The following is a 15,974-nucleotide window of genomic DNA, read 5'->3' as shown; positions in this document are numbered from 1 at the left end:
GCGGGGTGTCTTCGGGGTGCGTGCACAGGGCGTCGGGTACTCCCCTCCGCGAATGTCCCCCGGGCTTCGCCCTCCTCCTTTATTTCGCTGCGGGGAGCACCCGACGCCCTGCGCACGATGACAGCGGCCATGGGGTTTGGGGGTTCAGCAGTTGCCCCTCAAAGAACCCCGCGAAATAGCCGGTTCATGCGGCACGAAGTCCCGGCGACCACCAACAGATGCAGCTTGTGCAGCGACACTGAACGATCACGCTGGCGGGGTGCCTTGCGCAGCGAAATAAAGGAGGAGCCCGAAGGGCGGGGGACATTCGCGGAGCAAGGCACCCCGTCGGCGTGAGCGCGCCCTGACACTGCCCAAGCAGCGCTCACCCCTTCGCGCGGCACGAAGCCAGCGCATCCAGCGCGGGCTTGTAGGTCGGCGTGGTCACGTCCATCACGCCGAGCACCGTGTGATAGAGGTTGTCGTGCGTAAGCGGCGCGTCGAGCCCCGCTTCCATGCACGAACGCGAGAGCTTGCGCCGCTGGTCCATGCCCTCGCTGAACCAGGTGATCATGGGCACGTGCTTCTGCGCGTCGGGCGCGAAGCTGTACGGCACGCCGTGCAGGAACAGGCCGTACTCGCCGAGCGACTCGCCGTGGTCGCTCACGTACAGCAGCGCCGGGTCGTACTGCTTCGACTGGGTCTTGAGCCAGTCGATGGTCTGGCCGAGGAAGCGGTCGGTCTGCAGGATCGAGTTGTCGTAGACGTTCATCAGCTCGGCGTGGCCGCACTCGGCCAGCGCGTTGGTCTTGCACTCGGGCAGGAAATGCTTCACGTCGGGCGCGGAGCGCTTGTAGTAGGCCGGGCCGTGGCTGCCCATCTGGTGCATGACCAGCACGATGCCCTTGGCGCGGCGCTCGGCCGGCAGCGCGGCGATGCGTTCGTCCAGGCCCTTGAGCATCACGTCGTCGAGGCACTCGTCGCCGTCGCACAGCGCCTTCTTGGTGGCCGCGTCGAGCCCGGCGAAGGCGGATGCATTGGGAATGCGCTCGCAGACGCCCTTGCAGCCGGCCTGGTTGTCGAGCCAGAAAACGGCGAGGCCGGCGGCCTGCAGGACGTCGACCAGGGTCTCGTAGTCGTCCTTGCGCGATTCGTAGCCTTCCTTGCCCAGCGGCGAGAACATGCAGGGCACGGAGGCCAGCGTATTGGTGCCGCAGGAGCGCACCTCGCGGTAGCTCAGAACGCCACGCTTCGCCAGCTCGGGGTTGGTGTCGCGGGCATAGCCGTTGAGCGAGAAGTGATCGGCCCGCGCCGTCTCGCCCACCACCACCACGAACAGCGGCGGCTTCGTCTGGCCGGCATAGCTGGCGCCCAGCGCCGTGCCGGCAGTGATCGGGATGAGCTTGCCAGTGCGCTTGAACAGCGGCTTGATGAACAGGGAGCCGGCCGAATAGAGGCTCGCGATCGGGTTCATCATGTAGCGCAGGTGCACGTTGTTGCGCATCAGCGGCGCCAGCTCGCGGTTCATGGACACCACCGCGCCCAGCGCCACGACCACCGACAGCAGCAGCAGCGCGACATTGCGCCAGAGCTTCGACAGAAAGCGCATGGGCAGGATGCGCACGCGCCAGAGCACGAAGGCCGCGGGCAACGCCACCACCAGCACGTTGAAGGCCATGCGCCAGCTCAGCAGGTCGCGCGCTTCGTTGGGGTCGGTCTGCATCGCATTGGCGACCATGGTCGGGTCCATGACCACGCGGTAGGCGAGCATGTAGTGCTGCACCACCGCGGCCAGCACGACCACCAAGAACCACAGCGGCTTCATCCAGCGCGACCAGGCGGTGAACGACAGGATCGCCACCGAGCCGCAGAAGGTGAGCAGGCTCATGACCAGGATGGTCGGCATGTAGGTGCTGGGGGCACCGCCGATGCGGGCCAGCTCGTTCCAGAGCGGCCAATTGGTGGTCAGGACGAGATAGAGGCTCAGCCACACGACGACCATGGCCGCGGAGCGGGGCCTGCGCAACCACAGGTCGAAGCGCGTCCAGGGCGCCGCCGACGATGCGGTCACGAGTGAATCAGGTTCGGGGAAGCTACCTTGTGGTTCAGGTGCCGGGTCAATACGCAAGACAGACATCCAACTAATGTAGGAACGGGGGCTGAAGATAGCCTGAATCCCCCATTCATGCCATGTTCAGGCGCGCCTTGTACGCGATCGCAGCCGGACCCCCGGGGCCCGCGCCGACGCCGGCGAGGTACGGGTCCGTGACATCAGGCGGATGCCCCGCTCCGCCAGGATCGACACCAGCGCGCCGAGCATCGCCGCGGCCACCACGTCGGACGGGAAATGCAGCCCCAGGTACAGGCGGCTCCAGGCGACCGTGGCGGCCACGGCCAGCGCGGCCAGCATCGGAGAACGCCAAGGAAGGCACCAGAGCGAGAACGCCGCGGTGAAGGCGCCGGCGGCATGGAGGCTCGGAAAACCGGGGCGAATGCCCTGCGGCACCCACTGGATGCCCAGGCCGTAATAGGCCGGCCGGGGCATCGGAAACGCCCAGCGGATGGCCTGCACGATCAGCCACGCGGCCAGCACGCCGACCATTGCCGTGAAGAAGGCATGGCGCCAGCGCCGGTCGAACAGCGCGCCGATGGCCAGCGCCAGCGCCAGCAGCGCCGGCAGGATGTCGGAGGCGAAGCTCGCGAACTGCAGGCTCCATGCAGGCGCCGAAGGGCCCGCATTGACCAGCTCGAAAAGGGCGGCGTCAATATCCTGCATGGGCGGGTTCTGCCGGCTTGAGCGGTTGCGGGTTGAAGCGCGAGAACACCAATTCGATGGCAAAACCCACCGTCCAGCAGATCCAGGCGGTCCAGAGTGTGTGGCTCATGTAGTGGGCGCCGCGCACCTGCTGCGCCAAGCCCAGCACCAACCCGGCCACCAGCGCCACCGACAGCCAGATGGCCGCCGCGCGGGCCGACGCCCGGCGCAGCACGAAGTAGCCGCCCGCATAGGCGAACGCCGCAGAGGCGTGGCCGGCCGGGAAGCACCCGCCCGGACCGCCGTCGAGCACGCCCCAGGACCAATGCGACACGTAGCGCGCCACGCCGCCGAACTCCTTCAGGTCCCAGGGGCAACTGGTATTGCTGGAATGCTTGATGAGGCTGACGGCGATCACCGCGGCCAGGGTTGTCAGCGCCAGTTGCACCCGGTCGCCGGTGCCCAGGCGCCGAAGCACGCCTACCGGCCAGCGGATCGCGATGAAGAGCGCCGTGACGAGCGCCCAGCTCAGGTCGCGGGCGCCTTCATGCATGACGTGGACCAGAAAAGAGTTCGTCCGCCATGTGAAACCGAACGGGGAACCGGCCAGCCGCGCCAGCGGAAGATCCCAACCGGTTGCGTCCCACGCCAGCAAGGCGGCAAGCGCAACGAGGGTCAGCACCCCCAGGCGAAAATTCGAAGCACGAGTCATGAACGAAGGCAGGGCCTGAAAACAGCCGCGAGCCTACGTTTGCGGAATGAACCCAGCCTGAAGACACATGAACGAAACCTGACTTCGGATGTGTCCGCATTTCGGCGGAGCTAGACTTCTTTTTTTGTTGAAAGGACATGGCGTGCGCATATTGCTGGTCGAAGATGACACTGCGCTGGCAGATGCCGTCTGCAGCTACCTGCTGGCCAAGGCCTTCGTGGTCGACGTGGCACCCGGCCTCGCCGAGGCGCGCGGCGCGCTGCTCTCGGTCCAGTACGCGGCGGTGCTGCTCGACCTCCACCTGGGCGACGGCGACGGGCTGTCGCTGCTTCCCCAGATACGCGCCCTGCCCGAACGCCCCATCGTCATCGTCCTGACCGCGCGCGACCAGGTCACCGATCGCATCCGCGGGCTCGACGCCGGTGCCGACGACTACCTCATCAAGCCCTACGACCCCGCCGAGCTGCTGGCCCGCCTGCGCGCGGTCGAGCGGCGGCGCAGCGCCAACAGCTCGCCGGTCCTGAAGCTGGGCACGCTGGAAATCGACCTGGCGCACGACATGGTCCGCAAGAACGGCGCCCCCATCACGCTGACCCAGAAGGAATGGGCGCTGCTGCGCGTGATGGCGACCCGGCCGGAGCGCATCCACACGCGCGAGAACCTGGCCGACGCGCTCTACGGCTTCGGCGACGAGGCCGACAGCAACACGCTCGAAGTCTTCATCAGCCGCCTGCGGCGCAAGCTCGGGCGCAGCCACATCCAGACGCTGCGCGGCCTCGGCTACCGCCTGTCGTTCTCCACGGACGACGACGAATGAGATTCGGCGCAAAGCCCGGCGCAGGCCGCGACTCCCTGGCCGGGCGGCTCACCCGCACGCTGATCGTCTGGGTCGGCGGCGTGTGGCTGATGTGCGTGCTGGCGGTGGTCTGGTACGTCGACCGGGAGATCAACCACAACTTCGACAACGAACTGGTCGAGGTGTCGCACCGCATGTTCGACATGGCGGTGCAGGAACTCGACAAGCTGCAGCACACCGGCGGCGCCGCCCCCACGGAGCCGCTGATCGCGCCCAAGCAGCTGTTCTCCGAGGACGCGGTGATGTACCAGGTGGTGGACGTGCACGAGCACGTGCTGCTGCGCTCGGCCGAGGCGCCCGTCGGCGCCTTCGACGTTCCGCTGGCCGCCGGCTTCGCCAACAACCAGAGCTGGCGCATCTACACGGTGCGCCACCCCACGCTGGGGCTGTACTTCCAGGTGGCCGACCCGCTCGACGAGCGGCGCCGCGCGCTCAACCGCACCCTGTTCGGCCTGATCATTCCGCTGGGCGCAGTGCTGCCGCTGCTCGCGCTGGTGCTGCGCAACGTGGCGCGCACCGAGCTGCGCGCGCTGCAGCAACTGGCCGGAGAAATCGCGAAACGCAACGGCGCCGACCTGCGCCCCATCACCTTGCCGGGCCTGCCGCAGGAGCTGCGCTCGGTCGGCGATCACGTCAACCGGCTGCTGGAGCGGCTTTCGCAGTCGCTCGACGTGGAGCGCGCGCTCGCGGCCAATGCCGCGCACGAGCTGCGCACGCCGCTGGCCGCCGCGCGGCTGCGCCTGCAGACCGCGCTGGAGCACGACCTGCGCCGCAACGACGTGCAGGCCGCGCTCGACGCGCTGCAGATGCTCAGCCACCGCGCCGAGAAGCTGCTGCAGCTGTCGCGCGCGGAATCCGGCGCTTCGCTGGCGCGTGCGCGGGTCGACCTGGTGCAACTGGTCGGCACCGTGGCGCAGGAGCTCTGGCAAGACCCGCACATCAACGAACGCCTGACGCTCAAGGTGCCCGACAGCGCCGCGCCGGTGGCGCTGGGCGACGTCGACGCGCTGGCCATCGCATTGCGCAACCTGGTGGAAAACGCCCTGCGCTACGGCGGCGAGCGCGTGGTGGTCGAGGTGACGGCCCCCTGCACGCTGGTGGTCCGCGACTTCGGCGCCGGCGTCGGCGCGGAGCAACTGAGCACGCTGCGGCAGCGCCATGTGCGGCACGCCTCCGACCGCGCGGGCTACGGGCTGGGCTTGTCGATCGTCGGGACCATCGTCGAGAAGCACGACGCGCGGCTCGAACTCGAATCGCCGCCGCCCGGCGCGGCGCACGGCTTCGAGGCGCGCATCGTGCTGCAGCCGGCCTGAGCTACGGCGCCCGGCCGGCTACTCGCTCACCAGCGTGCGCAGCCAGTCGGGCAGCGCCAGCGCCTTCTGCTTCGGAAAGTCGACCCAGATGGTGGTCGCGCCGCCGGCCGCGCAGATCACGTCGGGCGCTTCCTCGCGTGCCATGGTGCCCCAGCTCTCGAAGGTGGTGCGGCCCGGGTCGCTCACGTACATCTTGAGCAGCACCTTGCCGGGGTATTCGATCTGCCGGTAGAAGTTGCAGAAGGCGTTGACGATCACCATGCCCTCGCCGCTCGGCTCGGGCTCGAAGCCGATGGAATGCATCCAGTCGATGCGCGCGGTCTCGAGGTAGCGGAAGTAGGTGCCGTTGTTCAGGTGGCCCATGGCGTCCATGTCTCCCCAGCGGATGGGGATCAGGGTTTCGTACACGAGCTTCTTCTTTTCGGGGATTTCGATTCTCATCGGTGCGCCTTGATGGATGCGAGGATGCCCAGCACGAACAGCAATGCCGCGGTCCACTCGGTGGCCTGCGGCCAGCGGCCGTCCCAGACGAAGGAATAGAGCAGCGCGAACAGCGTCTCGCTCACGATCAGCTGGCCGCACAGGCTCGCGGAGAGCCGCTGGCTCGCGATGTTCCAGAGAACGGTGGCCAGCCACGACGAGCCGAAGCCGCTGACCAGCGCGAGCCAGACGAAGAGCATGCCGTCGGGCCGCGCCCGCAGCGTGGCCACATCGCTGCCCGCGGCCAGCCACAGCGCCAACGCACCCAACCCGGTCGCCACGCCGAGCCAATTCGCCCAGTCGGTCGCATTGAGTTCGGTGTGGCGCTGCAGCCAGGCTGCATTGAGCAGGCCGTAGACCGTCCAGCTCACCATCGCGCACAGCGCCAGCGCGATGCCCAGGCCGAAGCGCGCGCCGCTTGCAGCGCCCGCGCCATGCTGCGCCGACCATGCGCCCCAGATCATCAGCGCGATGCCCGCGCCGGTGAGCGCCAGCCCCGGCAGCAGCGCGGTCAGGCGAAGGCCCGCCGGCCTGCCCAGCAGCATCATCCAGACCGGGATCGTGCCGATGATGAGGCTCGGCACCTCGGTGCCCGCAGCCTCGATGCCGAAGGCCAGCAGCAGGTAGTAGCCGCTGAAGCCCAGCACGCTGAGCGCGAGAGCCGCCAGCGCCTGCCGGCCGGTGGGCCAGCGCACGGCCGCCGGCCGCGCGAACACGGCGAGCCCCGAGACGGCACCGAACACCAGGAAGCGCGCGGCGGTGATGTCGACCATGCCGAAGTGCCCCACCATGCGCGGCGCCACGAACACCAGCCCCCAGAGCGCCCCCGCGCCCAGCCCGGCCGCAATGCCGACCAAGGCCCTCGGACTCAGAGCGCGAACCCGTCGTCGGCCGCGATGACGGCGCCGTTCACGAAATGGCTCTGGCCGCTGGCCAGCAGCACGATCAGGCCGTCCAGGTCTTCGGGCTTGCCCACGCGCTTGCGCGGCAGCATGTTGACCAGCTTGGCGCCGCCTTCGGTGGTCCAGTGCTCCTCGTTGAGCTCGGTGGTGATGTAGCCGGGGCACAGCGCGTTCACGTTGATGCCGAAGCGGCCCCACTCCAGCGCCATGGCCTTGGTCATCTGCACCACGGCGGCCTTGCTCATGCAGTAGGTGCCGATCTGCGGCATGACCTTCAGCGCCGCCGCCGACGCGATGTTGATGATGCGCCCGCCGATGTAGGTGCCCGGCGCCGTGCCCGTGGCGCGCGCCAGCATGCGCTTGCCCACTTCCTGGGCGACGAAGAACGAGCCCTTGACGTTGGTGTCGAAGATGTAGTCGTAGTCGTCGGGCGTCACGTCCTGCAGGCGCTGGGTGGTGCTCACGCCCGAGTTGTTGACCAGGATGTCGATGGCCCCGACCTCGGTCTCGGCGCGCGCGACGGCGGCCTTGATGCTGCCGATGTCGGTCACGTCGAGCTCGACCACGTGGGCGTCGCCGCCCTCGCCTTCGATGCGCGCGCGCAGTTCCTTGAGCTTCTCGATGCGGCGGCTTGCGAGAACCACCGCGGCACCCGCGCGCGCCAGCGTTTTTGCGAACTGGGCGCCAAGCCCGCTGGAGGCGCCGGTGACGAAGGCAACGCGGCCCGAGAGATCGATGCTGTAAGCCATGAACTGATTCCTGTGGAGTCGCGCAGGCGACGCGAGGGAAAGCCGTGCCCGCAAGTGACGCGGGCCGCCCGCGGACGCCGCATAAAATGCCCCGCAACCCGGGATGCCCCGCGCCTCGAAAAATCATTATCGACCCAACCCACATGACCCACGACGAAATCCTCGCCCAGTTCGGCCCTCGCGAAGCCATGGAATACGACGTGGTCGTGGTCGGTGGCGGCCCGGCCGGCCTCTCGACCGCGATCCGGCTCAAGCAGCTCGCCGCGCAGCAGGAGAAAGAGATCTCGGTCGTAGTGCTCGAGAAGGGCTCGGAGCCCGGCGCGCACATCCTGTCGGGCGCCATCATGGACCCGCGCGCGCTCAACGAGCTGCTGCCCGACTGGAAGGAACTGGGCGCCCCGCTGAACCAGCCCGTCACCGACGACGCGATGGTGTTCCTGGGCGAAAAGGGCAGCCTGCGCACGCCCAACGCGTTCCTGCCGGCGTGCTTCCAGAACCACGGCAACTACATCATCAGCCTGGGTGCGTTCACCAAGTGGCTGGCGCAGCAGGCCGAGAACCTGGGCGTGGAAATCTTCCCCGGCTTCCCTGCGGCCGAGGTGCTCTACAACGAAGACGGCTCGGTGCGCGGCGTGGCCACCGGCAACATGGGCGTCGGCAAGGACGGCGAGCCCACCGAGAACTTCCAGCTCGGCATGGAGCTGCTGGGCAAATACACCGTGTTCGCCGAAGGCGCGCGCGGCCACCTGGGCCGCCAGCTCATCGCCAAGTACAAGCTCGACGCCGGCAAGGACCCGCAGACCTACGGCCTGGGCGTGAAGGAAGTCTGGGAGATCGACCCCAAGCGCCACCAGCCCGGCTTCGTGCTGCACACCGCCGGCTGGCCCATGAAGAGCGACACCTATGGCGGCGCCTTCCTCTATCACATGGAGGACAACAAGGTCACCATGGGCTTCATCACCGGCCTGGACTACAGCAACCCCTACCTGAGCCCGTTCGAGGAAATGCAGCGCTGGAAGCTGCACCCCAACATCCGCTGGTACCTGGAAGGCGACGAGGCCAAGGGCATCAAGCCCGCCAAGCGCATCGGCTACGGCGCGCGCGCCATCACGGCCGGCGGCCTGATGTCGCTGCCCAAGACCGTGTTCCCCGGCGGCGCGCTGGTCGGCTGCGAGGCCGGCTACCTCAACGTGAGCCGCATCAAGGGCAGCCACGCCGCCATCAAGACCGGCATGCTCTGCGCCGAAGCCGCCTTCGAGGCGGTGCAGGCCGGCCGCCAGCACGACGAACTCACCGCCTACCCCGAAGCCTTCGAGAAGAGCTGGCTGCACGCGGAGCTGAAGAAGGCGCGCAACTTCAAGGCATGGTTCAAGAAGGGCCTGGGCGTGGCGACGCTCATGAACGGCATCGAACAATGGCTGCTGAAGGGCAACATTCCGTGGACGCTGCGCCGCAACAAGGCCGACCACCTGTACCTGAAGCCCGCCTCGGAGTGCAAGCCCATCGTCTATCCCAAGCCCGACGGCAAGCTCACCTTCGACCGGCTCTCCAGCGTGTTCATCAGCAACACCAACCATGAAGAGCAGCAGCCGGCCCACCTGACGTTGAAAGACCCGACGGTGCCGGTGAACATCAACCTCGAGAAGTTCGCCGGCCCCGAAAGCCGCTACTGCCCGGCCGGCGTGTACGAGTTCGTGGGCACCGAAGACGGCAAGCAGCGCCTGCAGATCAACGCGCAGAACTGCGTGCACTGCAAGACCTGCGACATCAAGGACCCGACGCAGAACATCGTCTGGGTCACGCCTGAAGGCGGCGGCGGGCCGAACTACGTCGGCATGTAAGGCGCCTGCGCCTTTCGAAGGAGGCCCTCTTCGGAGGGCTTTTTCTTTTCCGCGGAGCCCTTTGCTTCCCTGGAAGCATCGGCATCCGATCAGTCGCGCGCGATGAACTTGCCCGCGACGAATCCGGCCAGGACGGCACCGGCGATGGCACCGGGCAGCGAGAGATTCGCGCTGGCCAGTCCAGCGAGCGCCCCCGCACATGCGCCCAGGAAGATCCAGGCCCACAAGGCGCGCCTGCGCCGGTAACGCGGCAAAGGCTTCTGCGCGAACACGCCATTCGCTACCAGCCATGCGATGGCGATGAGCCACAAAACCACGACCGTCAGCATCCGGCGTCTCCTGTCGATGAAATCCGCGAAACCGCCAACGAGCATGCCACAGCCCGCGGCCGCGCTTATTCTTGGCGCTCAAAGGAGACAAGACCCATGCAGATCGTCATCACCGGCGGCGCCGGCTTTCTGGGCGCACGCCTCGCACGCACGCTGTTGAAGCAAGGCAGCCTTTCGCTGGCCGGCGCACCGCCCCGCACCATCGAACGCATCACGCTGGTCGACCGCGCCGCCCCGCCGGCCGACCTCGCATCCGATGCGCGCATCACCGCCGTCACCGGTGACCTGAACGCGCAGCTCGCAGCCGATGCCTACGCCGGGTTCTGGCGCGAAGCCGACGCCATCTTCCACCTGGCCGCCGCCGTCAGCGGCGAATGCGAGGCCGATTTCGACCTCGGCATGCGCAGCAACTTCGCGGCCACGCATGCGCTGCTCGAAAAGGTACGCGCGCTCGGCACGAAGCCCGTGCTGGTGTTCTCCAGCTCGCTCGCCGTGTTCGGCGACTCGCCCGAGCAGCCGTTGCCCAAGGTCATCGAAGACCACACGCTGCCGACGCCCCAGACCAGCTACGGCATCCAGAAATTCATCGGTGAACAGCTGATGGCCGACTACACGCGCAAGGGTTTCGTGCGCGGGCGCAGCGTGCGGCTCATGACGGTGAGCGTGCGGCCGGGCAGGCCGAACGGCGCGGCTTCGGGTTTCTTCAGCGGCATGATCCGCGAGCCGCTGGCCGGGCTGCGCGCCGCCTGTCCGGTGCCGGACTCGACGCCTGTGGCCGTCGCGTCACCGGCGCGAACCATCGAGGGCATCGTGCGCGCCGCCGAAGCAACCGACGCCGAATGGGGCCCGCGCACCGCGCTCAACCTGCCCTCGCTCGCCACCACGGTCGGCGAAATGGCACTGGCGCTCGAGCGCGTGGCCGGCAAGGCAGCCATCGCCCTGCTCGACCGCACGCCCGACCCGGCGATCCAGCGCATCGTGAAGACCTGGCCCGGGCACTTCGAGACGGTGCGCGCGAAGGCCTTGGGGCTCTTGCCCGACGAGAGCTTCGAGGCCGTCATTCGCGAGTACGTCCGTGAAAATCCCGACGCGGTAAAGCTCCCGGTTGTTGCATAGTCCGTTGCGCCTGACGCGTTCCTGACCCAACTCCCCGGAGACAACATGAAATTCGGCCCCATTGCCGCCGCCTGCCTTTCGCTCGCCCTGAGCTCGGTCGCCTTTGCACAGACGACCATGAAGATCAGCATTTCGACTGCGCAGAACTCGCACCAGGGCGTCGCCATCGACACCTTCGCCAAGGAAGTCGAGAAGCGCACGGGAGGCCGCTACAAGGTGCAGACCTTCTACAACGGCTCGCTCGGCGGCGAGCGCGAGTCGATCGAGGCGGTGCAGCTGGGCACGCAGGAACTCGCGTTCTCCTCGACCGGCCCGGTGCCCAACTTCGTGCCCGAGACCAAGATCCTCGACGTGCCCTTCCTGTTCCGCGACAAGGCCCACGCGCGTGCCGTGCTCGACGGCCCGATCGGCCAGGAGATGCTGACCAAGTTCGACGCCAAGGGCTTCAAGGCGCTGGCGTGGGCCGAGAACGGCTTTCGCCACATGACCAACAGCAAGCGCGACGTGAAGGCCCCCGAGGACCTCAAGGGCCTGAAGATGCGCACGATGGAAAACCCGGTGCACATCGCGGCCTACAAGGGCTTCGGCATCATCACCACGCCGATGGCCTTCCCTGAGGTGTTCACCGCGCTGCAGCAAGGCACGGTCGACGGCCAGGAGAACCCGCTGCCGGTCATCATCTCGGCCAAGTTCGACCAGGTGCAAAAGCACCTGTCGCTCACGGGCCACGTCTACTCGCCCTGCATCTTCGTGATGAACAAGGCGACCTTCGACAAGCTCAGCGCGGCCGACAAGCAGGCCTTCCTCGACGCTGCCAAGGAAGGCACCAAGGCCAACCGCGCGCGCGTGGACGAAGACGACGCCAAGGGCGTGGCCGACCTGCGTGCCAAGGGCATGACGGTGATCGACAACGTCGACAAGGCCAAGTTCGTCGCCGCGCTCGCGCCGGTCAATGCCCAGTTCGAGAAAGACTTCGGCAAGGCCAATCTCGACAAGATCCGCGACTACAAGTGAAAGAAAAATTCCTGGGCATCGAGCGCTGGACCACCGGCTTCTCGATGCTGATGGCCTGCGCGATGCTGGTCGTCGCGTCGGCCCTGGGCGTGTTCCAGATCGTCACCCGTTTCGTGCTGGAGCAGCCGGCCGAATGGAGCGAGATCCTGATCCGCGTGAGCCTCATCTGGATGGTGTTCATGGGCATCCCGATGGCGTTCAGACAGGGCGCGATGGTGAGCGTGGACGTTCTCTACCGCTGGAGCCCGCCGCGCATGCGCCGCGTGCTCGACGCGGTGGTGAGCGTCGCCGCGCTGGTGCTGATGCTGATCGTGCTGTGGTGGGGCTGGGACTACGCCATGCGCGGACGCGTGCAGTCGATGGCCGGCCTCGAGAGCATCTCGATGGTGTGGTCCTACCTGGCGCTGCCCGTGGGCTCGCTGTTCTGCCTGTTCGGCATCGTCGGCAATTTTCTCGACCCAAAGCGGCTCGAACTGGAGACCGCGCAATGAGCGCCGCGCCGGGCCGCCCCAGGCAAGCGAACGGCCTCCTCGGGGGGCAGCGAGGACACGAAGTGCCGAGCGTGGGGGCTGGATCATGAGTGTGGTGATGGTTGCGACGATGGTGCTTTGCTTTGCACTGTCGGTATCGGTGGCGGTGTCCATCGGGCTGGCGTCGATCCTGGGCATCCAGGTGACGAACGCCAACATGCTGATCTCCGTGAAGGAGATGTTCAACTCGATCAACAAGTTTCCGCTGGCGGCCATTCCGTTCTTCATCCTGGCCGGCAACCTGATGGAAACCGGCGGCATCTCGCGCCGGCTGGTCGAATTTGCCAAGAGCATCGTGGGCGGCGTGCAGGGCGGCCTGCCGATGACCTGCGTGCTCACCTGCATGATCTTCGCCGCGGTGTCGGGCTCGTCGGTGGCCACCACCTTCGCGATCGGCGCCATCCTGATCCCGGCGCTCATCAAGCACGGCTACCCCACTTCCTACGCTGCGGCCCTGCAAGCCACCAGCGCGGAACTGGGCGTGATCATTCCGCCGTCGATCCCGATGATCCTGTACGGCGTGAGCGCCGAAGTGTCCATCGGCGAGCTGTTCATCGCGGGCTTCGGCCCCGGCATCCTGATCAGCCTGGCGCTCATGCTGTTCGTGTGGGTCTACTGCAAGTGGAAGGGCTGGGGCAAGACCGACGGCGAAGGCCGCATGCCCTTCGGCCGGGCCCTCTGGCAGGCCGGCTGGGCGCTGCTGATGCCGGTGATCATCCTCGGCGGCATCTACGGCGGCGTCTTCACGCCCACGGAAGCCTCGGCGGTCGCGGTGTTCTATGCGCTGGTGGTGGGCATGGTGATCTACCGCGAGATCAAGCTGAAGGACCTGTACGCCATCCTGCGCAAGTCGGTGATGTCTTCGGCGGTGATCATGTTCATCATCGCCAACGCGGGGCTGTTCGCGTTCCTCATCACCCGCGCGGGCGTGCCCGACGCCATCGGCCACTGGCTGCAGGAGGTGCTGCAGTCGCCGGCGATGTTCCTGCTGGGCGTGAACGCGGCGCTGTTCGTGATCGGCATGTTCATCGAGACCAGCGCCGCGATCATCGTGCTGGCGCCGATCCTGGCGCCGGTGGCGGTGCACTTCGGCATCGACCCGGTGCACTTCGGGCTGGTCATGGTGGTGAACCTGGCCCTGGGCATGATCACGCCGCCCTTCGGCGTGAACCTGTTCGCGGCCTGCACCGTGGCGCGAATATCGCTGGACCGCATCGTGCGGCACCTGGTGCCCTTCGTGCTGGTGATCATGGCGTGCCTGATGGTGATCACCTACGTGCCCTGGATCTCGCTGGCGCTGCGCGACCTGGTCTACGCCAGGTAGTCGCGGCGCAGGTACACGCTGGGCGGCACGCCCAGCGTGCGCCGGAACATCGCGGTGAAGGCGCTCGGGCTCTCGTAGCCGTGCGCCAGCGCCACCTCCAGGATCGACGCGCCCGCCGCCAGCCGCGGCAGGCTCAGCAGCAGCCGCGCCTGCCGGCACCACGCGCCGAAGTTCATGCCCGTCTCGCGCTGGAACAGGCGCGCGAGCGTGCGGGTGTTCATGTGCAGGCGCAGCGCCCAGTCGTCCAGCGTGGCGGGCAACGAAGGGTCGCGCACCAGCTCCTCGCACAGCACGGCCAGGCGCGCATGGCGCGGCATCGGCACGTGCAGCGAGAGCGCGGGGGCCGCCTCGATCTCGTCGAGGATCAGCTCCATCACCCGCTCGTCGCGGCCGCCCGGCGCGTAGTCCAGCGGCAGCGCCACGGCGGTGACGATCAGCTCCCTCAGCAGCGCGCCGACATGGATCACGCGGCATTCGGCGCCCAGGTCGGCGCGCGTGCCGGGCTCGACGAACACGGTGCGCATCTTCACCTCGCCGGCCATGCGGATCTGGTGTTCCATGCCGGCCGGCACCCACACCCCGCGCCCGGTCGGCACCACCCAGCTGCCGGCCGCGGCGCTCACCAGCATCACGCCAGAGATCGCATGGATCAACTGGCCGCGCCGGTGCGCATGCGGCGGTATGAAAGCGTCGCCGGCGGGGTCGGTGGCCAGCACCGCCACGGCGCGCGGGGTCGACTCGCCCTCTTCAGGCCGCAGGTTGATTGCTTTGTCCATTTCTCGACGATGCTTGTTGATTCGTAGCGAGAACATCTTCGCACGGCTTCCTACGATGCTTTTTCCTCAAGGAAACGAAAGAAGCGATCGAATGAACAAGCGCCGACTCGGGTTGCTCACCGGCACCCATGCCGTCAATGACCTCTACCAGGGCCTCGTGCCCGCACTGCTGCCGTTCATGGTGCTGGAGCGCGGCTACAGCTACACCGCCGTGGCGGGCCTGATGCTCGCGGCCACCGGGCTGTCGAGCGTGGTGCAGCCGCTGTTCGGCCTGTACGCAGACCGCCATCCGCGCGGTTGGCTGGTGCCCACCGGCTTCATGGTGGCCGCGCTTGGCGTGGTGCTGGCAGGCTTGAGCCACAGCTACCTTCTGACCTGGATCGCGATGGTGCTGTGCGGGCTGGGCATTGCGGCCTACCACCCGCCCGCCACCGTGGCGGCGCGCGCGGCCGGCGGCGCGTCGCAAAAGGCGATGAGCGTGTTCTCAGTGGGCGGGACCATCGGCGCGTCTTTCGCGCCGGTGCTGGCGGCCGCCGTGGTCAGCGGGGGCAGCCTGTCGCGCAGCTACCTGCTGGGCGTGCCGGCACTGGCGATGGGCGTCGTGTGGATGGCCGCCAATGCCGGCAGCGGCGCGGCCTCCGCCGCCACGGCGGCCGCTGCGCGCAAGGCAGGCGCCGAAGTGCTGAAGCCCCACAACGACTGGCGCGCCTTCAGCCTGCTGGTCGCGACCATCATCGGCTGGTCGATCCCTTACGTGACGGTGCTGTCGATGCTGTCGCTGCGCATCACGCGCGACCTGCACGGCACCGCCTTCCAGGGCGCCGCGGCGCTGACCTCGTTCACCGCCGCGGGCGCTGTGGGCACGCTGCTCGGCGGCTGGCTGGGCGACCGCATCGGCCGCATGGGCACGATCCGCGCCGGCTACCTGCTCGCGCTGCCGTCGCTCGCGGGCCTGGTGCTCGCGCCAGATGCCGGCTGGGCGCTGGCCTGCACCGCGCTGCTCGGCATGTGCATGTTCCTGCCCTTCGCCGCGCAGGTGACGCTGGCGCAGGACTACCTGCCGCGCAACCCGGCCACGGCCAGCGGCATCACGCTGGGGCTGGCGCTGTCGGTGGGCGGCCTGGTGTCGCCGCTGTTCGGCATGCTGTCCGATGCGCGCGGCCTCGGCGTCACGCTCACGACGGTGCTGTGCGTGCTTTGCGTCGCGACGGTGCTGGCCTTGAGGCTGCGCAACCGGTCGATGCAGGCGATGCCGGCCGAGGTGGAGCGAGCGGCGGCCTGAGCCTCGCGCGGCGCAT

16 protein-coding genes are annotated in these 15,974 nt (G+C 67.9%); 8 read left to right on the top strand and 8 right to left on the bottom strand.

Going from position 1 to position 15,974, the window contains the following annotated elements; genetic code table 11:
• Positions 1–364: 364 nt before the first annotated feature.
• From C4F17_RS01860 to C4F17_RS01850, 3 genes are read right to left on the bottom strand one after another with little or no spacing between them, the layout of a single operon-like run.
• Positions 365–2,116 (bottom strand): phosphoethanolamine transferase, encoded by a 1,752-nt coding sequence (locus C4F17_RS01860; RefSeq protein WP_081267086.1) that lies wholly within the window; start codon positions 2,114–2,116, stop codon positions 365–367.
• Between the two features lie 57 nt (positions 2,117–2,173).
• The gene (locus C4F17_RS01855; protein ID WP_106934076.1) at positions 2,174–2,755 is read right to left on the bottom strand and encodes a phosphatase PAP2 family protein; all 582 of its coding nucleotides are present in this window, start codon (positions 2,753–2,755) and stop codon (positions 2,174–2,176) included.
• Entirely contained in the window at positions 2,742–3,287 is a 546-nt protein-coding gene (locus tag C4F17_RS01850) for a phosphatase PAP2 family protein (protein WP_234382490.1), read from the bottom strand. The genes C4F17_RS01855 and C4F17_RS01850 overlap by 14 nt, the downstream gene beginning before the upstream one ends.
• Positions 3,288–3,588: 301 nt before the next feature.
• On the opposite strand from C4F17_RS01850, the gene C4F17_RS01845 reads away from it, so the two are divergent.
• Both C4F17_RS01845 and C4F17_RS01840 read left to right on the top strand, forming a co-directional pair.
• Entirely contained in the window at positions 3,589–4,263 is a 675-nt protein-coding gene (locus C4F17_RS01845; RefSeq protein ID WP_081267083.1) for a response regulator, read from the top strand.
• A complete protein-coding gene (locus C4F17_RS01840) occupies positions 4,260–5,615 on the top strand; it encodes a sensor histidine kinase (RefSeq protein ID WP_081267082.1) in 1,356 nt (451 codons plus the stop codon). Before C4F17_RS01845 ends, C4F17_RS01840 begins: the two co-directional genes overlap by 4 nt.
• 18 nt (positions 5,616–5,633) lie before the next feature.
• Here the strand turns inward: C4F17_RS01840 and C4F17_RS01835 are convergent, their stop codons facing one another.
• Genes C4F17_RS01835 through C4F17_RS01825 form a run of 3 tightly spaced genes read right to left on the bottom strand, consistent with a single transcriptional unit; the run spans position 5,634 to position 7,746 of the window.
• Complete coding sequence (locus C4F17_RS01835) at positions 5,634–6,056, bottom strand: acyl-CoA thioesterase (RefSeq protein ID WP_081267081.1); 423 nt, start codon at positions 6,054–6,056, stop codon at positions 5,634–5,636.
• Complete coding sequence (locus tag C4F17_RS01830) at positions 6,053–6,904, bottom strand: DMT family transporter (protein WP_234382820.1); 852 nt, start codon at positions 6,902–6,904, stop codon at positions 6,053–6,055. Before C4F17_RS01830 ends, C4F17_RS01835 begins: the two co-directional genes overlap by 4 nt.
• A 59-nt stretch (positions 6,905–6,963) precedes the next feature.
• Positions 6,964–7,746: an SDR family oxidoreductase gene (locus tag C4F17_RS01825; RefSeq protein ID WP_081267080.1), complete on the bottom strand. Its 783-nt coding sequence runs from the start codon at positions 7,744–7,746 to the stop codon at positions 6,964–6,966.
• A 143-nt stretch (positions 7,747–7,889) separates the two neighbouring features.
• Between C4F17_RS01825 and C4F17_RS01820 the strand changes: the two genes are divergently transcribed.
• On the top strand, positions 7,890–9,587 hold the full coding sequence (locus C4F17_RS01820) for an electron transfer flavoprotein-ubiquinone oxidoreductase (protein ID WP_106934074.1): 1,698 nt from the start codon (positions 7,890–7,892) through the stop codon (positions 9,585–9,587).
• Between the two features lie 89 nt (positions 9,588–9,676).
• Here the strand turns inward: C4F17_RS01820 and C4F17_RS01815 are convergent, their stop codons facing one another.
• A complete protein-coding gene (locus C4F17_RS01815; RefSeq protein ID WP_106934073.1) occupies positions 9,677–9,916 on the bottom strand; it encodes a hypothetical protein in 240 nt (79 codons plus the stop codon).
• A 96-nt stretch (positions 9,917–10,012) separates the two neighbouring features.
• Here C4F17_RS01815 and denD point away from each other — a divergent pair, with 96 nt between their 5' ends.
• The 4 genes from denD (at position 10,013) to C4F17_RS01795 (ending at position 13,900) form a co-directional block, all read left to right on the top strand.
• Complete coding sequence (gene denD / locus C4F17_RS01810) at positions 10,013–11,032, top strand: D-erythronate dehydrogenase (protein WP_106934072.1); 1,020 nt, start codon at positions 10,013–10,015, stop codon at positions 11,030–11,032.
• A 45-nt stretch (positions 11,033–11,077) separates the two neighbouring features.
• Positions 11,078–12,046 (top strand): TRAP transporter substrate-binding protein, encoded by a 969-nt coding sequence (locus tag C4F17_RS01805; protein WP_106934071.1) that lies wholly within the window; start codon positions 11,078–11,080, stop codon positions 12,044–12,046.
• Positions 12,043–12,537: a TRAP transporter small permease gene (locus C4F17_RS01800; protein ID WP_081267075.1), complete on the top strand. Its 495-nt coding sequence runs from the start codon at positions 12,043–12,045 to the stop codon at positions 12,535–12,537. The genes C4F17_RS01805 and C4F17_RS01800 overlap by 4 nt, the downstream gene beginning before the upstream one ends.
• Positions 12,538–12,622: 85 nt before the next feature.
• Entirely contained in the window at positions 12,623–13,900 is a 1,278-nt protein-coding gene (locus C4F17_RS01795) for a TRAP transporter large permease (protein WP_081267074.1), read from the top strand.
• On the opposite strand, the gene C4F17_RS01790 is transcribed toward C4F17_RS01795, so the two are convergent.
• On the bottom strand, positions 13,888–14,676 hold the full coding sequence (locus C4F17_RS01790) for an AraC family transcriptional regulator (RefSeq protein WP_106934070.1): 789 nt from the start codon (positions 14,674–14,676) through the stop codon (positions 13,888–13,890). The genes C4F17_RS01795 and C4F17_RS01790 overlap by 13 nt on opposite strands.
• A 91-nt stretch (positions 14,677–14,767) precedes the next feature.
• Here C4F17_RS01790 and C4F17_RS01785 point away from each other — a divergent pair, with 91 nt between their 5' ends.
• A complete protein-coding gene (locus C4F17_RS01785; protein ID WP_106934069.1) occupies positions 14,768–15,958 on the top strand; it encodes an MFS transporter in 1,191 nt (396 codons plus the stop codon).
• The last annotated feature ends 16 nt before the right edge of the window (positions 15,959–15,974 follow it).

Origin of the sequence: Variovorax sp. PMC12 (assembly GCF_003019815.1) — a bacterium.
GTDB lineage: Bacteria > Pseudomonadota > Gammaproteobacteria > Burkholderiales > Burkholderiaceae_C > Variovorax.
This window is presented reverse-complemented; position numbering and strand designations above follow the sequence as displayed.